The sequence below is a fragment of the Mycolicibacterium litorale genome (genome assembly GCF_010731695.1).
GTDB classification, from domain to species: domain Bacteria; phylum Actinomycetota; class Actinomycetes; order Mycobacteriales; family Mycobacteriaceae; genus Mycobacterium; species Mycobacterium litorale.
Genome location: NZ_AP022586.1, coordinates 4,278,777 through 4,296,999 on the forward strand (window position 1 = coordinate 4,278,777; position 18,223 = coordinate 4,296,999).

Here is an 18,223-nt window from a genome sequence, read left to right on the forward strand (position 1 = left end):
ACCATGTTCACATTGGAAACCGCCGCCACCGCGGCCTACGTCGTCGCGGCCCTGCTGTTCATTCTGGCGCTGGCCGGCTTGTCGAAGCACGAAACCTCCAGGGCCGGCAACACTTTCGGTATCGCCGGGATGGCCGTGGCGCTGATCGCGACCATCGCGCTGGCGCTGGCCCGGCACATCGAACCGATCGGTCTTGCACTGTTGCTCGTCGCGATGGCCGTCGGGGCGGCGATCGGACTGTGGCGCGCCAAGATCGTCGAGATGACGGGCATGCCCGAACTGATCGCACTGCTGCACAGCTTCGTCGGGCTGGCCGCCGTGCTGGTGGGATGGAACGGCTATCTGCATGTCGAGGGCGACGCCGGCGGCGGTGAGGTGGCCGAACTGGCCGCCGACGGCATGCTCGGCATCCACTCGGCCGAGGTCGTCATCGGCGTCTTCATCGGCGCGGTCACGTTCACCGGCTCGATCGTGGCCAACCTGAAACTCTCGGCGCGCATCAAGTCCGCGCCGATGATGCTGCCCGGCAAGAACATCCTCAATGTCGGCGCGTTGGTCGTCTTCTTCGCGCTCACGGTGTGGTTCGTGATCGATCCGCAGCTGTGGCTGCTCATCGTGGTGACCGTGCTGGCGTTGCTGCTGGGCTGGCATCTGGTCGCCTCGATCGGCGGTGGTGACATGCCGGTGGTGGTCTCGATGCTCAACAGCTACTCGGGCTGGGCCGCCGCCGCGTCGGGCTTCCTTCTCGGCAACGACCTGCTGATCATCACCGGCGCGCTGGTGGGCTCCTCCGGTGCCTATCTGTCCTACATCATGTGCAAAGCGATGAACCGGTCCTTCATCTCCGTCATCGCGGGCGGCTTCGGCATCGAAGCGGGACCGGCCGAGGACAAGGACTACGGCGAGCACCGCGAGATCACCGCCGAGGGCGCCGCCGAGCTGCTGTCCTCCGCCAGTTCGGTGATCATCACGCCGGGCTACGGGATGGCCGTCGCCCAGGCGCAGTACGGCGTCGCCGACCTGACCCGCAAGCTCCGTGACCGCGGGGTGAACGTCCGGTTCGGGATTCACCCCGTCGCCGGCCGCCTGCCCGGGCACATGAACGTGCTGCTGGCCGAGGCCAAGGTGCCCTACGACATCGTCCTCGAGATGGACGAGATCAACGACGACTTCGACGGCACCGACGTCGTGCTGGTCATCGGCGCCAACGACACCGTCAACCCCGCCGCCTCCGAGGATCCGGGCAGCCCCATCGCCGGCATGCCCGTGCTGACGGTGTGGAATGCGAACAACGTCATCGTGTTCAAGCGGTCCATGGCCTCGGGCTATGCCGGTGTGCAGAATCCGCTGTTCTTCCGCGAGAACACCCAGATGCTGTTCGGCGACGCCAAGGACCGGGTCGACGCGATCAACGCGGCGTTGTCGGTCACCGAGAAGGTCTAGGCGAAGATGCCCGTCGACCGCCTGTTGCCCTCCGACGAGGCGCGCGAGCTCATCGCGCTGACCCGCGACATCGGCGACAAGGCGCTCGACCCGATCGTCGACGCCCACGAGAAGTCCGAGACGTATCCGGAGGGGGTGTTCGCCCAGCTCGGCGCCGCGGGCCTCCTCAGCCTGCCGCAGCCTGAGGAGTGGGGCGGCGGCGGCCAGCCCTACGAGGTGTACCTGCAGGTGCTCGAGGAGATCGCGGCGCGGTGGGCGGCGGTCGCCGTGGCGGTGAGCGTGCACAGCCTCTCGTCACATCCGCTGCTGATGTTCGGCACCGACGAGCAGAAGCAGCGCTGGCTGCCCGAGATGCTGTCCGGCGAGCAGATCGGGGCGTACAGCCTGTCCGAACCGCAGGCGGGCTCCGACGCCGCCGCATTGCGCTGCGCGGCAACACCTTCCGAGGGTGGCTATGTCATCACCGGCGAGAAGTCGTGGATCACCCACGGCGGCCGGGCCGACTTCTACACCCTGTTCGCCCGCACGGGTGAGGGCTCGGGATCCGGAGGGCAGGAGCGCAGCGACCGGGGAAGCACGGGGGGCATCTCCTGCTTCCTGATCCCCGGCGACCAGCCCGGGCTGTCCTTCGGTAAGCCGGAGGAGAAGATGGGCCTGCACGCGGTGCCGACGACGTCGGCGTACTACGACCACGCGCCCGTCGACGCCGACCGGCGCATCGGTGCCGACGGCCAGGGCCTGCAGATCGCGTTCTCCGCGCTCGACTCGGGACGGCTCGGCATCGCGGCGGTGGCCGTCGGGCTGGCGCAGGCCGCGCTCGACGAGGCCGTCGCCTACGCCAACGAACGAACCACGTTCGGCCGCAAGATCATCGATCACCAGGGGCTGGGATTCCTGCTGGCGGACATGGCCGCCGCCGTGGTCAGTGCCCGCGCGACCTATCTGGACGCCGCGCGCCGGCGCGACCAGGACCTGCCGTACTCCACGCAGGCCAGCGTCGCGAAACTCGTCGCCACCGACGCGGCGATGAAGGTGACCACCGACGCGGTCCAGGTGCTCGGCGGTGTCGGCTACACCCGCGACTTCCGCGTCGAGCGATACATGCGCGAAGCGAAGATCACCCAGATCTTCGAGGGCACCAATCAGATTCAGCGGCTGGTCATCTCGCGCTCGCTCACGGCGCGCTGAGGCGCCTGGTGAAGAACACCCGTTCGTAGCCGTCGCTGCGGGCGCGGCCGGTCTCGACGTAACCGTGTCGCGGGTAATAGGTGAGGTTCTCGGTCATCGCGACGTTCGTGTAGAGCCGCACCTCGGGCAGGCTCAGTTCGCGGGCGTCGTCCTCGGCGCGGGCCAGCAGCGCGGCGCCGTATCCGCCGCCCCGTACATACGGGGACACCGCGACGGTGTCGAGGAGCAGATGGTCGTCCTGCGGCATGGTGACCAGCACGCCGTCGATGCCGCCGGGGCCGTCGGTCACCCACACGCGCGCGGTGTCCAGCAGGGCGCGGTAGTCGTGGGTCATCGGGGCGGGCGGACGCCCGATGCGCTCGATGTAGGGGGCGAACGCGGCGGCGACGAGCCGTTCGATCGCGGGTACGTCCGCGGCGGTCGCCCGGCGCGGGTCAGGGTGGGTCATCGCGCACGAGGGTAGGCCCGAACGCGGCGTCGATCAGTATCCGCGTTCAATCGCATGGGCGATGTCCGGATCGGCCAGCAGGTGTGCCACCATCTCGGCGCGGCTTGATACGGCGAGCTTGGCGAAGATCCGCCGCAGATGGGTGGAGACCGTCCACACGCTGATTTCCAACGAGCTGGCGATCGCCTGATTGGTGCGGCCATAGGCCACCATTCGAGCGATTTGTTGTTCGCGAGGACTGAGTGCCACGATCCGTTGGGGCGTCAGTTCGACGACAAGACACCGCACATCGCCGAGCACCGCGTCGAGCAGTACACCTTCGTCGGCATTGGTGCGGTACTCACCAAGGCGGATCAGTTCGACGAGCTCACCCAGTAGAGTTTCAAGCGGGCGCACTTGCTCGCATCCTCGTTGCAGGGTGGATGAGCCAGCGCTATCAATGTCTTTGCGTCGGGACGGAATTCGCTCAGCGACAGTAGGCGGGGCCACTAAAGTCACCCGACGCACCTCGTCACGATCCGTCATGGAACCGCCCCCTGAAGTCGCGGGCCTGATGGCCCGCGATGGATGAGCCTAGTACCGAGATCGATGCTGTGTCGCCCCCTTGACACGTCTAAACGAGTGGGAAGCAATTGGAGGAGACACACGGCTGCATCAAGCGACTTTGCCCAGTCGGCCAGATCGATGTGTTCGTCGGGTCCGTGGGCGCCGTCGTCCGGTGGGCCGAGCCCGAGCAGGATCGGTGCCCGGCCTACGGCGTGAGCAAGCATGGCAACCGCGGGTATGGATCCGCCAGAAGGTACCTCCACAGCGCGCTTGCCAAATGCCAGCCGACAGGCACGATCTATCGCAGCACGTGTGTCGGCAGGGTGCCTCATTGAAAGCCCCATCGAGATAGCCGCGCACGCCACCTCGACGTCGACGCGCGGATCGCTCGTACCGCGCAACGCTGCGGTGATCACCGGTAGGAAAGCGGCGGGGTCCACCCCCGCGGGCAGTCGCACGTCGAGCGTCGCCTTGGCCGCCGGCGGAATCGACCCTGGCACAGTGCCTGAGCTGCAGGACGTCACGCTGAGCGCTGCGCCGGCCCTGGCGGAATGAGCGCGGTCTCCACCGGCTCTGACGCGAGTGACTGCGCGGGCGGCGGAGAGCAATCCTGACGCTAGTACGAGCGTCGGATCGGCGACCACACCTCCGTACCGGCCTGCATGCACGGCGGGTCGGCGAGTGGATACCCGGACGTCGAGGCCGAGCATGCCGCGCTGTGAAACGGTGAGCGACGGTTGCCCAGCGGAGACCATCTTGGTGTCCGACACGACGATCGCGGAGATCTCACCACCGGTCAGGCCGGCGCTTCCCGTGAGCGTCGCGGCGAGTCCGGGACTGCCGACCTCCTCGGCCGCATCAACCACCAGGACGACATCGCCAGGCGGGCCACCGACCGAGCCCCACGCTTCGACCGCGGCCACGTGGGCCATCAGCTGCCCCTTGTCGTCGCTGGCGCCGCGCGCGAACAGCCGCAGCCCGCGGCGGACGGGCTCGAATGGCGGGGACGACCAGCCGGGCCCAGGTGGCTTGACGTCGAGGTGTCCGTAGATCACCGTAGTTCCGGCGACATGGCGGCCCCGAACCCGAGCTAGCACAACGGGGTTGGTCGCGGAACCAACGATCCGCACGTTGTCGGTGATGCGCGCCAGCCGGGCAGCGATCCACTCCGCAGCGGCCATCACGTCGCTCCGGTGGGCGGGGTCCCCACTGATCGAGGGTATGCGGAGCCATTGGCCGAGTCCCTTCAGTGCCGGCGAAACCTGCCGCCGGCCGGCGGCTCGCGCCGCCGCGAGCTCATTGGACACTGGTCGTCAGGGTCGCGGATAGGCCGTCACCCTGCGCCCGGACCGGCCCCCGCGGTACGTCCCGCGGCCGTTGCGGCGGGGATAGACCGGTGGGGGCATCGCTCGCGGCGATCGGGTGCGCGGCATGGTCACCGGGCTACGCTCCGCAACTGCGGCCGCAATGCCTGCGCGCCCCAGCTGCTCCCACGGCAGCACGCGGTCGGTGCCGGTGCGCCGTGCCAGGCTCATCGCCTGAGCGGAGGTCAGCCATTCCTCAGCCGGCTCGGCGATCTGCATGAGGAGAGCCTCGAATTCACCACGCGCCGTTTCGAGAATGTGCGGTCCGGCCAACCAGCGCAACACCTCTCGCCCGGTGACCGCCATCCGCTGGCGCGGCGAACTCTGCAGCCGTTCGTCGAAGTACCGGATGAGCACCTCGTCGACGACGTCCCAGGCATTGTCCGCACCAAACAGGTCGATAACGTCCGGGGCGCCGAGGATTCGGAAGCTTTCCTCCAGTACCTGCATCAGTTCAACACGCATGACGTTGAGGTGCCCGAATGACGTGAACTTCAGGTTGTTTCGCAGGTCGAGTCCCGAACGCCGAACGACGGCGATAGAGCCGAAGCTCGGGTCCAGCGCCCGCTCCCGGATGACGTCCGAGATTCGTTTGTCCCGCCAGAATAGAGTGACCTGGTTGACGAATTGCGCGAACAGCATGTGGAAGTCGGTGTTAGGCCGACTCTGCGCCGAGCCGAGACCGCGTCCATAGCCGAGCACCCGACGATAGGCGTCGAGCCGATCTCTGCGGGTGTACCGCAGGACGTCACGCCGGTCGAATTGGTACAGCCGGTAGGCGCCTGGGCCGGCGGACAAGCGAACCGCGCCCGCTTCGAAAAGCTCCTTGAGTTTCTGGACGACCTTGAAGACCCCGATCTGTTCGTGTTGATAGAGGTAGTACAGGTCGCCGACGGCGACGATCCGCTCGGAATTGACTTGCTCGTCGTACGGCACGACGCCGTGGGACGTGGTGGCATCACCGAATTGCTGCGCGGCCTGGGGACCCAAGCCGATCAGCGCCGCGAGCCCACCGTCTGGTGGGGTGGCTTTGGTGGCGTCAGCGTTGGTCGCGGCGTCCACCAGTGCGTCGATCTGGCCGTTTAGCTCTTCGGCTAGCGCCGGATTCGATACGAGACTGCCCGACAACCGCTGCGCGAGCTGCTGCCGTAACGCCTGAATCCTGTCCAGCCGCTCTTGGTATTCCTTCTCAGACAGCATGATGTCCTCTTCCTCAGCGGTGGCGGTTGTCAGCGCGTGGATGACTGAGTTTTCTTCGCACCGGCGGACTTGGCCGGAGCCTTCCTCCCCGCTGCCTTACTCTTCGACGTCTGCGGGCCTCTGCTAGGCGGCACTGACGACTTCGTCGCGCTATGGGTAGGGCTCTCGACGAACCGGTGGACCGGTTCTTCAACAGGGGGACGTTCCCCATTCCCGCCGGACGGCCCGGCTTGCGCGGTGGCGTCCTGCTTCGTGGTATCGGACGGCGGTATCACTGTCGGATCCGGCACTGTGATCGCACAGGCAGGTACGTTGCTGAATCGATCAGCCCGCACAACGCCGTCCCACCGCTTTGTTGGGTTCTTGTGCCAGCCCAGTGGATCGTTGGCCTCCCTGAGCGCTGGCCATGTCAGGGGTGCTGGTGCGTAGATGACCGTTCCGACTTCGCCGTCGAGGATTACTAGCGGCAGGTCTTCGGCCGGAAGATTGACGCTCCAGTTGCCCCCCGTCGTTGCCGTGTCGGCGCTGGCGATCAGCTCTTGCGCTGCCTTCGGGAACAACGGGAGCAGTAGCAGAGGTATGTCGTCGATCCTGAAGAACGCGACCAGGGTGTCGTCGTCTGCCGTCGCGCTATCGGCCAACGGGTAAATGATGTCGTCCTTGAGGTCGAGCTCCTCGAGTGGCGTGCCCGCGGCGAGGCACCGCTTGGTGAAGGCCGGGATGTACGTCGGGCGCAAATTGAACCCCCGGACCTGGATTTCGAATATGCGGTCACGACGATCAACCTTGCTGATCACGACGTTGGTCAGTACCACCGCCGGGAAGCGGCCGATCCGGCGCGCCGCGTTCACCAGGTCGCGGAGCAGCCCGCTCGTGCTCTCGACGGCGATTCGCGCGCGGGCCGACTGCAGACCGGGGGGCGGTGGTGGACGCAAGATCGATCCGCTCACGCCCGGTGTCCCAGGCGTGGGGCTCGGCTTCTTGACCCAATCAGCGAACGTCTTGAACGTCACTTGCAGCTTGGCCAGTGTTGGATTGAGAGCCGCCACGATTCCGTCACGGCCGGTGCCTTCGGCGATACGGCGCCCCTCATCGGTGAGGAACGCTCGCATCCACAGGAAGAGCCCGTCGAGCGTCAGTCGCGTCTCGGGCACGACGATCAGCGTCCTGCGCTCGGCCCTACTGATCAGCACTGAATCGAGTACGCGCTCCAGTTCGTCGACTTGGTCGGCAGTCGCTTCCATCAATCGGGACAGCAGGATGAGTTCCGTCCCGATGAATCCTTGACCGGCGCCGCCGACGAAATTCTTTCGCTGAGCTGCCCACGCGCCCTGCAGGTCGACCACCATGTCGACGAGAGTCCAGAACGAGGTTCGCACCCCCTCCTCCTCGACGGTGTTCACATTCGCATCGAGCAGACCGAAGCGATCACGCAGTGCCCCCAGCTGCCCGCCCACGGTGTCGGGTGTCGTACAGGGCGCCGGGTTCTCGGTACCGGTCAGCGATACGAAGTAGTTGTCGACAACCTCGACGCGCGGACCGCCAGCGGTGCCGAGTTCGTCGACGGCCTGGGTGATAGCGCTGCGAACCATCGTCCGATACGCCTCCATGTCCTGGATGTCGGCGTCGGTGCGAAGCGGCGTCAGCCCGTCGAGGATTCGCAGCATCTCCGCGCGTAGCACCGAAGCGCGCCGGTACAGCGAGGCTTGGCCACCCGACACCGCCCCTAGGTCGGCCTGCACGGCGTACCCTCTCGGCACGAACGTCGCCACGACATGACCCTGCACCGACTTCAGATGGAAGGACGCGGTGAGCGCGTCGACGAAGGCTTTGGGATCTTCGACGCGTGGACGCCATCCCAGCAAGTCGCGTAACACTGCGCTGACTTGTGGGCCTACATCACCGGGAGCAGTGGCGGAGTCCCGCGCGAGGTCGCCGTGGTCCACCATGACAGGGAAGGTCTGGTCGAAGTCCACCACCGGTACGCTGTCGACGAATTGCCCGTCGCTCATCATGGCCTCCTGATATCGGCAGCAATGGCGGAGGCGGACGCCTGCGCCGGTTGTTCGGATGTCGGCAGGTAGAGCCGGAGCAGCTCGCCGATCTCTCGCCACGCCGTGTGTACCGTCTCTACTGACCGTTGAAGTGGTGGCTCACAACGCAACTGCGACTGTTCGACACTGTTCTGCCATGTTCGCCACTCATAGCCCCGAGCGCGAGCGGTGCTGCGCATCCGGGACATTGGACCGTATGACCTGAGATCCCGCCAGTAACGCAGCGCGCATTCAGCCACGGCCTGCTGCACGTCGACCAGCACCACCGGCAGGTCGCGGGCATCGACCGCAGCATCGAGCCGCTCTCCGGCGGCTGCCGCAGTCGCCTGCAGCTCCAACACGACCTCGAGCAGCGCGTCCATCGCTGCGATATCGCTATTGACGGGCCGATCCTCGTGGACAGTCATCACCAGCTCGGCAATCGCGCTTCTGAGCGCGTCGTTGGCCGACTTCAGTTCGATCAAAGCAGTGGTCAAAGACACGATCACCGCCTGGACAGTTCTAGATAGAAGTTGCGCATCAGTGCATCCGGGGCGGCGAGACGGCGGTCGACAGCGACCCTGACCGCACCGATGAGGAAGCGCTCGGGCACCACGCCGGGGTCGATGCCCTTGGCCAGTCGGGCGGCCGCCTCGTCAATCATCGACTGGTGGCGAGGTTCGAACACGATGACCTGGCGTAGCGACCGATTCCCGAGGGCCTCGAACGAGGTGAAGCACACCGCGTCGACGGTCGCGCGGATGCACTCCGGCGACGTGCGGAGAAGCCCGCGGGGAAAGTCGTCGGCGGGCGGCGCAGGGTACAGCCGACGCCAGGCCCGTTCATAGGCGTCGGCCGTATCCCCGAAGCCCATGCGCCGCAGGAGTTCGGTGGATAAGAACGTACGCAGATACGGAGTTGGGTGAACGCCTCCTGGCTGGTAGCCGAGCGCCTGGTCGCGTGATCGTCCGATCACGTCCATCAGGCTGGCAACGAAGGCTTCACCGCCGAGGAGGCAGCCCAGCATGTCGCCGAAGATCTCGCGATTCCAGCGGCCCCATACACGGGCCACCGCGGCCGACGCACCGGCAGCGCGCACCGATCGCACGATCGCCGCAGGCACCGCGTCCTGCAAGTTCAGCTCGTTGTGCAGGTTGTGGCTGACCTCATGCATGATCGCGCCCATGGTCCAAGGATTGACCAGCCGGTGATACGGCAATTGGACGAGCGGGAACGGGTTGAGTTGCCTACCCAGCTTCCTCAAGGGGATATTCCGACGGTAAGTCGCTGGTGAGAAGCCAGTTCGCATGTAGGAGAAGGGCGGCGGGCTGGGAATCGACCTCGCAGCTCCGAGGTGCATGAAGACGTGCTGGTAGCAGTCCAGGGCTATGCGGTCACACGAGAACAACCATTCCCCGTAGGCACCCTGACGCTGTCCGAATAATTCAAAGTAGAAGTCCCACACCCGCTCGGTGGCCCTAACCCAGTCATGGGCACGACTTTTCTGGGTCAACAGCCGTTCGAGTTCACGGTCACCGCCCCGCCGGCGGCTTGCCAGACTTATCCGCTCGACATCGGAGACGGCGGCCTCCAGCGGTCGGCGCAGCCTGGCGAGCAGCATGTTCACGGCCTGGATGTGGCCCTCCGACGGTCGCGCGATCCCAGTGCCGAACTCCGCGCGGGTGAAGTCTCGCAACGCGTCGAGGTGGCGCCGGACATTCACGGCCTGCCCCGCAGTGAATGCCGACAGCACTCGTGCACTAGTAGGCCGTGCGACGGCCACCGGCGCGCTCGACGCCGTTGGCTCCGCCGACGTCAACTCAGCGACCGCGGCCATAGCCGGACCTGCCGTAGGCCACTCTCGGGCTCTGTGCGCGGCTTCCCGCGACGTACCCAGTGCGGCGGCCTTGACGGCCCCGCCGAGCGCGCCGCCGCCACCGGCGGTCGAAGACATCGACGGCGCGCAGAGCCCGCGCGCCGTTGGGCCCGCGGAGGACTCGCCCCGTCATCCGGCCGACCGTCCGCGCGACGGAGTCTGCGTCGATCACTTGTCCGGCGTCGGCCTGGTCGGCCAAACTCTGCGCGGTCCGCTGCAGGACCACCGGTAGCGCCCGCACGAGTTTTCGCGTCTGTGGGTCACGCCGCAGGACCGCCGCAACGCGGCGAGTGCTACGCACCAGTGCCGGAACATTTCCGGCCAACACACGTGTCGCGCGGGGAATGATCCTCGCCGCGAGCGGGACCAACGCGCCGATGAATGCCTCGGCTTCATCTTCGCTCTCGCTCAGCGCTGCCTGCTGAGCGAGATGCGCCATCGTCTCGGCATCGCGATAAATACGACGCACCGGATTGACGAACCCCTCGCCCTCGTCCTCGAACTCGTCCTCGAATTCAGCTTCAAGCTCGGCTTCGGCGGCGGACTCGAACTCGAATTCCCACTCACCCTCGCCTTCGTCTTCGGCATCCGCGAGGCCTTCGAATTCGAAGGCAAACTCCGATTCGTCCTCGAACTCGCCTTGGATGGCCGGATAGTTCCGGTTCAGCGTGCTCATCTCGACTCCCCTCGCTGACTCAGCGCCGCTTACCCGGCACGCTCGCGGGCCGACCGGCCGGTACAGCACCCCGCGGGACCTTGACGTCGCTGACCACCCTGATGGTGCGCGCCGGGGAGCCACCGCGGGCGGGAACGCGCACCGGGGTGACGACGCGGACGAAACCGGGCCGTGGTCGCTTCACACGTGCTGCGGGCGACACCGTGCGGACGTTCATCGGGCGTCGCTTGATGGTGATGCCCCCGGGGTATGGCCGGCGGCGCTGATGCCGACGGCGAACATCGGCCAACCCGCGGGCGTGACGCCGGGTCGCGCCGGCCTGCCAACGCGGATCCGTGAGAACCCGCCGCGTGACGCCGCCGAGCACCGCGGCCACATCGGCCGGACGCGCCCTACCTGCGGCTGAATGCTGCGCAAGCGTCCGGCCTGTCGAGGCAACGATGCCTGGCACGAGGCGCACCGCCTGTCGTGTGCGCGGATTGCGGTGCAGCAGCCGAGTCAGTACGGCGGTGCCTCGGACCAAGTGGGGAAGCATGACCTCCAGCCGCTGCCGGTCGCGGGTGCTCAGCGACATGGTTACCGCCGAGCCGGCGAATGCCTCTGCCTCCGACTGGGATTCGCTCGTCGCGGCCTTCGCGGCCAGATACTCCGCGAACGCCTGCGTGGGTGTGATGGGCGACGCCGCCAACTCTTCGAGTTCGGCCTCCATCTCCTCTTCGAATTCGCCCTCCAGCTGGCGGGTCACCATGCGCGCCACCGCGCCGGCCGCCGGGCCGCCTACCGCGGTGGCGATCATGGGCGCTGCCACTTTCGCGATCTTGCGCAGAACACCGCTATTGCGCTTGATGAAGCGGCCGACCTTCTTGAAGAAGTACTCCTCTTCGTCTTCGGCCTCCCACTCATACTCACCCTCACCGACGAGTGCCTCGTCCTCGAGTTCGAACTCGCCTTCGCCTTCGTCTTCGCCCTCGAGTTCGTATTCGGACTCGTACTCGTACGCGGTCTCGAACTCGTCCTCCAGTTCGAATTCGCCGAGGAGCTGTCGGGAGAACTCGTCTTCGAAGGCTCCCTCGAGCTCCTCCTCTGCCTCGTATTCGTCCTCCAGCTCATACTCGTCCTCCATTTCGAGGGCGCGGCCGGGAGCGAGGCTGTCGAGGGCCTCGTCCTCAGTTTCGAACTCGAGCTCGTCTTCCAGTTCGCGGTCGTACGTCGCAGACATCAGCGTGTCCTTTCTGCCTCTGATCCGGAGTGTTTGCCGGAGGCCGGCGTTTCCGCTGCGGGAATGCCACCGTCATCGAACATCCGGTCATCCGGTTGAGGGCAGTCCCACGTGCAGGGTCCACCCGGCGTGGTCGGTCACGCGCGTTGCCTCAGACGAGGTCGCCAAAAGTAAGTGCTCGGGTGGTGTTAAGGCGCGCGCGCTACTCCATCCGAGGTCGTCCGGATGAGCGACAGACACGTGTCATATCGTGGCGGCATGGACTTCGCGATGTCGGCAAAGGCGCTCGACTACCACCAGCGGCTGACCGATTTCATGGTCGAGCACGTCGTCCCCGCGGAGGCGGAGTACCACCGCTACCGCGAGGACGCCGGTCCGAAGGACCACACGGTGCCACCGATCGTCGAGGACCTCAAGAAGCTCGCGAAGGAACGGGGCCTGTGGAACCTGTTCCTGCCGTCGGAGTCCGGACTGTCCAACCTCGAGTACGCCCCGCTGGCAGAGCTGACGGGCTGGAGCATGGAGATCGCCCCCGAGGTCGTCAACTGCGCCGCCCCGGACACCGGCAACATGGAGACGCTGCACCTGTTCGCCAACGACGAGCAGCGCAAGCAGTGGCTGGAGCCGCTGCTGAACGGCGACATCCGCAGTGCCTTCGCGATGACCGAACCGGCCGTCGCCTCCTCCGATGCCCGCAACATCGAGACCACGATGCTGCGCGACGGCTCCGACTACGTGATCAACGGCCGCAAGTGGTGGATCACCGGTGCCGCCGACCCGCGCTGCAAGCTCCTCATCGTCATGGGCCGCACCAACCCCGACGCCGCCAGCCATCAGCAGCAGTCGATGATCCTGGTTCCCGTCGACACCCCCGGCGTCGACATCCAGCGGTCGCTGCCCGTCTTCGGCTGGCAGGATCAGCACGGCCACTGCGAGATCGTGTTCGACAACGTGCGCGTGCCCGTCGAGAACCTCCTTCACGAGGAGGGCTCCGGCTTCGCGATCGCCCAGGCCCGGCTCGGCCCCGGCCGCATCCACCACTGCATGCGCGCCCTTGGTGCCGCCGAGCGGGCGCTGACACTGATGGTCGACCGCGTGCAGAAGCGGGTGGCGTTCGGTAAGCCGCTGGCCGAACAGGGTGTCGTGCGGGAGGCGATCGCCAAGTCCCGCAACGAGATCGACCAGGCCCGGCTGCTGTGCCATAAGGCGGCGTGGACCATCGACCAGCAGGGCAACAAGGCCGCACACGTGCTGGTGTCGCAGATCAAGGCCGTCGCGCCCCAGGTGGCGTGCGACGTCATCGACCGCGCCATCCAGGTGCACGGTGGCGCGGGCGTGTCCGACGACTTCCCGCTGGCGCGGCTGTATGCCTGGCACCGCGCGATGCGGCTGTTCGACGGCCCCGACGAGGTCCACATGCGCACCATCGCGCGCGCTGAGATCGGCCGCGAGAAGTCGCCCCTCGCGGCGGCGGTGACGGGCGCGTGAGCTCGGCCGGCGACGAGCTGTCCGGCGCGTGGAACTTCCGCGACGTCTCCGAGCAGACCGGTATCGCCCCCGGCGTCTTCTTCCGCGCCAGTGAGCTGTCCAAGCTCGACGACGCGGGACGCGCCACGCTGAGCGGCTACGGCGTCACCGACGTCGCGGATCTGCGGACGCTGCGCGAATTGGAGCGCCACGGCCCCGGGCTGGTACCGGCCGGCGTGGACGTCCACCATCTGCCGTTCATCGAGACCGTCGCCTCGGACGGCGAAGCCCCGCACGAGTACGCCTTCCAGCGGATGATGACCGAGAAGCCGGACGGCGAATCGGTCGGCGCGGCCGCCGCACGGTACATGACCGAGGAGTACGGGCGCATCGCGTCCGCCCCGCTGGCGCAGCGCGCCGTGCGCGAGGTCGTGACGCTGCTGGGGTCGGGGCACCGCGTGCTGGCGCACTGCTTCGCGGGTAAGGACCGCACCGGCTTCACGATCGCGGTCGTGTTGGAGGCCGCCGGCGTCGATCGCGACGCGATCATGGCCGACTACCTGAAGAGCAACGACGCCGTTCCGCGGCTGCGGGAGAGCATCCTGGCGACGATCCGCCAGCGGGCCGCCGAGGCGCCGGAGGTGCTCGACTTGGCCGAAGCGCGGCTGACGGAGTCGGTGCTCGGGGTGCGCGAGGAGTACCTCGACGCCTCGCGCCGCACGATCGTCGACCAGTACGGCTCCATCGACGGGTATCTGGCCGCGGCGGGCGTGACGCCCGAGGAGCTCGCGCAGCTGAGGTCCACCCTGCGCGGCTGAATGCCGCGGCGCCACGGCGGTTTCCGCACCGGATTTCCGCGCAGCGTCACGCAAGGCGCACAGCTCGCACTACTGCGTGAGGTACACCCCGAACACCCAGGCCACGGTCGCGAGCAGCGCGCCGGCCAACTCCACACCCATCGACAGGGCAACGCCCTTGACCGCATGCATCGTCGACGCCCACGCCACTCGCTGGTCGTGCCGTACACCGAGTTCGGCGAGGTACACCCCGCCGACGAAGCCGATCACCAGGCCGACCACCGGGATCACGAAGAACCCGATCACGCCCAGCACACCGCCGACCACCAGGCTCATCGTCCGCACATCGGCCGCCCGCATTCGCCGCATCGGCCACAGGTACTTGATCAGCAGCGCCGCCCCGAGGATCACGGTGACCACGCCGAGCGTCACCCATGCGGTGGCGTTGTGCTCGACGAAGGCCCACACCGCGATCGCGGCGAACACCAGCAGCGTGCCGGGCAGCAGGGGCACCACGATGCCGACCACGCCGACGGCGATCGCCAGCGCGACGAGCAGGATCCCGCCGGCGCTCACGGGCGCTGCCCGCGGACCCACTCGATGAAGCCGTGGGTCTTGGTCCGGACGCCGGTCAGGCCGAGCGTCTCGAACATGTCGCCGAGCTCGTCCTCGGCGAACCACCGCGCTCCCCCGCGAGCCAGGAAGGCGAAGGAGTTCGCCGGCCCCGGAGTCGGCACCATGATCGCGATGCGACCGCCCGGGCGGAGCACGCGCACCATCTCCGACAGTGCCGCAACGGGGTCGGGGATCAGTTGGAACACCGCCAGTGACGTCGCCGCGTCGAAGGTCTCGTCACGGAACGGCAGCCGCTGGGCGTCGGCCCGCAGGAAGCCGACCTGGCGACCCGCTTCCGCCTGAACCGCGCGAGCCAGCATCGGTTCGGAGATGTCGACCCCGAGCGCGAGGCCGTCGGGACCCGCAGCGCGGGCCAGCGCCGCGGTGATGTTGCCGGGGCCGCAGCCGACGTCGAGCGCGGTGCCACCGGCGGGGATGCGCAGCCAGTCGATCGGTGGCCGCGACGCCGCGATCAGCCGGCGGTTCAGCAGCTGGGCGCGGTCGTACAGCATCGACCCGACGGGGGACGCCCACGCCTTCTGGATGGCACCGGTGTTCTTCGGCGTGCTCTCGTCGCGGCCCAGCAGGTCGAGGTAGCCCTTGCCGACGTCCGGGTCGGCCGGCGGATCGGTGAGCAGGTCGAGTGCGCGCTGCAACGCCGTATCGGTCACGTTTCCACGCTACCCATCGAGCTGATCGGCCAGGTCGTCGAAGTCCGAAGCGACGACGTCGAATTCGCCGTCCCGTACGCGCGGCAAATCCCGGCCCGGTCCACGCTCCAGCGGCCGCACGACGTACGCCGTCGCCAGACCCGCGTCCCGCGCGGGCACGCAGATCCGACGGATGCGCGGCGACGAGCATCACCTCGCCGGGCGCCAGGTCGAGGAGCGCCGCACAACCCAGATACGCCTCGGGGTCGGGCTTGTAGTGGCCGAACACTTCGGCCGAGATCACGCAGTCCCACGGCAGGCCGGCGTGTTTGGCCATGTTCGTCAGCAGCGACACGTTGCCGTTGGACAGCGTGGTGATGACGTAGCGCTGCTTGAGCCGGGTCAGCCCCGCGACGGCATCCGGCCACGGGTCGAGCCGGTGCCAGACCCGGTTGAGATGGTCGGCCTCGTCGTCGCTGACCGAGACGCCGGCACGGTCGAGCAGCTCGTCGAGGATCATCCGGTGCAAATTGTCGAGCTTGGTCCACGGCAGCTCACCGCGGCGCACCCGGTCCATGGCGGGGACGTACCCGGCCCGCCAGTCGTCGGCGAACGCCGGCCAGTCGGCGGACACCCCGTGCCGGCGCCCGAACTCGTCCAGTTCGGCGATGACGCTCGACCGCCAGTCGACCACGGTGCCGAAGACGTCGAAGGCCAGCGCCCGAACACTCACCATCGTCGGTTCTTCGCGCGAGCGCTCATCAGGGCTGTCGGTTCTTCGCGCGAGCGCTCATCAGGGCTGTCGGTTCTTCGCGCGGGCGCTCATCACGGCTCGAGGACCAGCTTGCCCTTGATCTCGCCGTCGGCCAGCGCCTGCAGCGCCGCCTGCCCGTCGGCCAGGGGATACCGCACCGGTGGCGGCGGACGCAGACCGTCGGCGACCAGCGCGCCGAGCTCGGCGCCGACCGCGGACTGGGCGCCCGGATTCCGCCGCACGAACTCACCCCAGCCGACTCCGACGACGCTGACATTGCGCAGCAGCAGCCGGTTCACCTTCACGGTGGGGATCCCGCCGCCCGCGGCGAATCCGATCACCAGCAGCCGGCCCTCCGGGGCCAGCACCCGCACCGCGTCGTCGAACGCGGGGCCGCCGATCGGGTCGACCACGATGTCGACGCCGCGCCCACCGGTGGCGTCCATGACGGCCTGTTTCCAGCCGTCGGCCAGCGGCAGCACCACATCGGCACCGAGGCCGGAGATGAACTCCTCGGCGCCCGGCCGGTGCACCATCGCGATCACGGTGGCGCCCTGTGCCTTGGCGAGCTGGATGGCGGCGGTGCCGATGCCGCCGGCCGAACCGAGCACCAGCACGGTCTCCCCGGGCACCAGCCCGCCGCGGCGCGCCAGGGCGAACTGCATCGTGTGGTAGTTGCCCAGCAGCGCGGCCGCCTGCGCGTCGTCGACCCCGTCGGGGGTGGGGATCACGCTGTCCGGCAGCGCCGCCACCTGCGCGGCGAACCCGCCCATCAGCGTGAACGCGGAGACCCGTTGACCGGCAACCAGTCCCGACGCCTCGGGTGCCGAACGGACCGTACCGGCGACCTCCATACCGGGGATGAACGGCGGGTCCAGCTTCAGCTGGTACTCACCGCGCAGCAGCAGGAGATCCGGGAAGCAGACCCCGGCCGCGCCGACGTCGATGATCACCGCCTCGTCGGAGACGGGATCGTCGACATCGGTGTAGACCAGGCCGGGCGGCCCCGAGAGCTCCTGCGCGAGAAGCGCTTTCACGTCCCGTCAGCCGAGCTTGAAGCTGGCCTGCTGCGCTGCGGACAGATCGGTGATCTCGCCCCACTTGGCGGCGACGTCGTCGAGGGTGGGCACCCCGTCGCTGAACGTCACGCCGTCGTTCTGGAACAGGGCGGTGCGCTGCACCTTGCCGCCGCCGACGATGAAGACCGAATCGGTGTCGGAGAGTTCCTCGGTCATCAGGTAGGCCACGATCGGCGCCACGTACTCGGGGGTGAGCTTCTCGAAGACCTCCGGCGGCAAGATGTCCTGCGTCATGCGGGTCGCCGCGATCGGGGCGACGGCGTTGGTCTTGATGTTGTACTTCGCGCCCTCCTGGGCGAGCGTGTTGATCAGGCCGACGAGCCCCAGCTTCGCGGCACCGTAGTTGGCCTGGCCGAAGTTGCCGAACAGCCCGCTGGTCGAGGTGGCGACGACGACGCGGCCGAAGCTCTGCTCCCGGAAGTGCGGCCAGGCCGCGCGGATGACGTTGTACCCGCCGTACAGGTGCACCTTGAGCACGGCGTCCCAGTTCTCGTACGTCATCTTGTGGAAGGTGCCGTCGCGCAGGATGCCCGCGTTGCTGACCACCCCGTCGACCTTGCCGAACTCGTCGATGGCGGTCTTGATGATGTTCTCCGCGCCTTCGGGTTCGGCGACGGAGTCGTAGTTGGCGACCGCGCGGCCGCCGTCTTCCTTGATCTCGTTGACCACCTGGTCGGCCATCGCCGAACCCGCACCGGTGCCGTCGCGCGCACCACCGAGGTCGTTGACCACCACACTGGCGCCCTCACGGGCCAGCGTCAGCGCGTACTCGCGACCGAGTCCGCCTCCGGCACCGGTGACGACGATGACGCGATCCTGCACTCCTGGCATGGGTTTCCTTTCACGAGTTCAGTGGTGATTTCGGCGT

17 protein-coding genes and 1 pseudogene are annotated in these 18,223 nt (G+C 67.7%); 4 read left to right on the plus strand and 14 right to left on the minus strand.

Annotation, left to right across the window (positions count from 1 at the left end; genetic code table 11):
• Positions 1 to 3 precede the first annotated feature (3 nt).
• Both pntB and G6N30_RS20355 read left to right on the plus strand, forming a co-directional pair.
• Positions 4 to 1,443, plus strand: coding sequence for a Re/Si-specific NAD(P)(+) transhydrogenase subunit beta (pntB, locus tag G6N30_RS20350; protein ID WP_134058540.1), 1,440 nt, complete (start codon positions 4 to 6; stop codon positions 1,441 to 1,443).
• A gap of 6 nt (positions 1,444 to 1,449) precedes the next feature.
• The gene (locus G6N30_RS20355) at positions 1,450 to 2,631 is read left to right on the plus strand and encodes an acyl-CoA dehydrogenase family protein (protein ID WP_134058543.1); all 1,182 of its coding nucleotides are present in this window, start codon (positions 1,450 to 1,452) and stop codon (positions 2,629 to 2,631) included.
• Here the strand turns inward: G6N30_RS20355 and G6N30_RS20360 are convergent.
• The 9 genes from G6N30_RS20360 to G6N30_RS20400 all read right to left on the minus strand — a co-directional run bounded on the left by G6N30_RS20360 (position 2,618) and on the right by G6N30_RS20400 (position 11,993).
• Positions 2,618 to 3,079, minus strand: a complete 462-nt coding sequence (locus tag G6N30_RS20360) for a GNAT family N-acetyltransferase (protein ID WP_134058546.1) — start codon at positions 3,077 to 3,079, stop codon at positions 2,618 to 2,620. The two genes, G6N30_RS20355 and G6N30_RS20360, sit on opposite strands and share 14 nt — an antisense overlap.
• Positions 3,080 to 3,112: 33 nt before the next feature.
• Complete coding sequence (locus G6N30_RS20365; RefSeq protein ID WP_197906149.1) at positions 3,113 to 3,475, minus strand: helix-turn-helix domain-containing protein; 363 nt, start codon at positions 3,473 to 3,475, stop codon at positions 3,113 to 3,115.
• A 125-nt stretch (positions 3,476 to 3,600) separates the two neighbouring features.
• Positions 3,601 to 4,806 carry a M20/M25/M40 family metallo-hydrolase gene (locus tag G6N30_RS20370; RefSeq protein ID WP_134058553.1) on the minus strand — a complete coding sequence of 402 codons (1,206 nt, stop codon included), beginning with the start codon at positions 4,804 to 4,806 and terminating at the stop codon, positions 3,601 to 3,603.
• Between the two features lie 132 nt (positions 4,807 to 4,938).
• A complete protein-coding gene (locus tag G6N30_RS20375; protein ID WP_134058555.1) occupies positions 4,939 to 6,189 on the minus strand; it encodes a hypothetical protein in 1,251 nt (416 codons plus the stop codon).
• A 29-nt stretch (positions 6,190 to 6,218) separates the two neighbouring features.
• The gene (locus G6N30_RS20380; protein ID WP_134058558.1) at positions 6,219 to 8,201 is read right to left on the minus strand and encodes a hypothetical protein; all 1,983 of its coding nucleotides are present in this window, start codon (positions 8,199 to 8,201) and stop codon (positions 6,219 to 6,221) included.
• Positions 8,201 to 8,731, minus strand: a complete 531-nt coding sequence (locus tag G6N30_RS20385) for a hypothetical protein (RefSeq protein ID WP_134058561.1) — start codon at positions 8,729 to 8,731, stop codon at positions 8,201 to 8,203. Before G6N30_RS20385 ends, G6N30_RS20380 begins: the two co-directional genes overlap by 1 nt.
• Positions 8,728 to 9,975 (minus strand): hypothetical protein, encoded by a 1,248-nt coding sequence (locus tag G6N30_RS20390; RefSeq protein ID WP_197906150.1) that lies wholly within the window; start codon positions 9,973 to 9,975, stop codon positions 8,728 to 8,730. Before G6N30_RS20390 ends, G6N30_RS20385 begins: the two co-directional genes overlap by 4 nt.
• A gap of 67 nt (positions 9,976 to 10,042) precedes the next feature.
• Positions 10,043 to 10,774 carry a hypothetical protein gene (locus G6N30_RS20395; protein ID WP_134058567.1) on the minus strand — a complete coding sequence of 244 codons (732 nt, stop codon included), beginning with the start codon at positions 10,772 to 10,774 and terminating at the stop codon, positions 10,043 to 10,045.
• A 19-nt stretch (positions 10,775 to 10,793) separates the two neighbouring features.
• Positions 10,794 to 11,993, minus strand: coding sequence for a hypothetical protein (locus G6N30_RS20400; protein WP_134058570.1), 1,200 nt, complete (start codon positions 11,991 to 11,993; stop codon positions 10,794 to 10,796).
• Between the two features lie 258 nt (positions 11,994 to 12,251).
• Between G6N30_RS20400 and G6N30_RS20405 the strand changes: the two genes are divergently transcribed.
• Entirely contained in the window at positions 12,252 to 13,481 is a 1,230-nt protein-coding gene (locus tag G6N30_RS20405) for an acyl-CoA dehydrogenase family protein (protein WP_179965648.1), read from the plus strand.
• Positions 13,478 to 14,278, plus strand: a complete 801-nt coding sequence (locus G6N30_RS20410; protein WP_134058576.1) for a tyrosine-protein phosphatase — start codon at positions 13,478 to 13,480, stop codon at positions 14,276 to 14,278. Before G6N30_RS20405 ends, G6N30_RS20410 begins: the two co-directional genes overlap by 4 nt.
• A gap of 69 nt (positions 14,279 to 14,347) precedes the next feature.
• On the opposite strand, the gene G6N30_RS20415 is transcribed toward G6N30_RS20410, so the two are convergent.
• From G6N30_RS20415 to G6N30_RS20435, 5 genes and pseudogenes are all read right to left on the minus strand, one after another.
• Positions 14,348 to 14,833, minus strand: a complete 486-nt coding sequence (locus G6N30_RS20415; protein WP_134058579.1) for a DUF456 domain-containing protein — start codon at positions 14,831 to 14,833, stop codon at positions 14,348 to 14,350.
• On the minus strand, positions 14,830 to 15,543 hold the full coding sequence (locus G6N30_RS20420; RefSeq protein ID WP_134058582.1) for a methyltransferase domain-containing protein: 714 nt from the start codon (positions 15,541 to 15,543) through the stop codon (positions 14,830 to 14,832). The genes G6N30_RS20415 and G6N30_RS20420 overlap by 4 nt, the downstream gene beginning before the upstream one ends.
• 9 nt (positions 15,544 to 15,552) lie before the next feature.
• Positions 15,553 to 16,258, minus strand: a pseudogene (locus G6N30_RS20425) (haloacid dehalogenase type II).
• Positions 16,259 to 16,347: 89 nt separating this feature from the next.
• A complete protein-coding gene (locus G6N30_RS20430) occupies positions 16,348 to 17,313 on the minus strand; it encodes an NADPH:quinone oxidoreductase family protein (RefSeq protein ID WP_134058584.1) in 966 nt (321 codons plus the stop codon).
• A gap of 6 nt (positions 17,314 to 17,319) precedes the next feature.
• Positions 17,320 to 18,186 carry an SDR family oxidoreductase gene (locus G6N30_RS20435; RefSeq protein WP_134058587.1) on the minus strand — a complete coding sequence of 289 codons (867 nt, stop codon included), beginning with the start codon at positions 18,184 to 18,186 and terminating at the stop codon, positions 17,320 to 17,322.
• Positions 18,187 to 18,223: the final 37 nt, after the last annotated feature.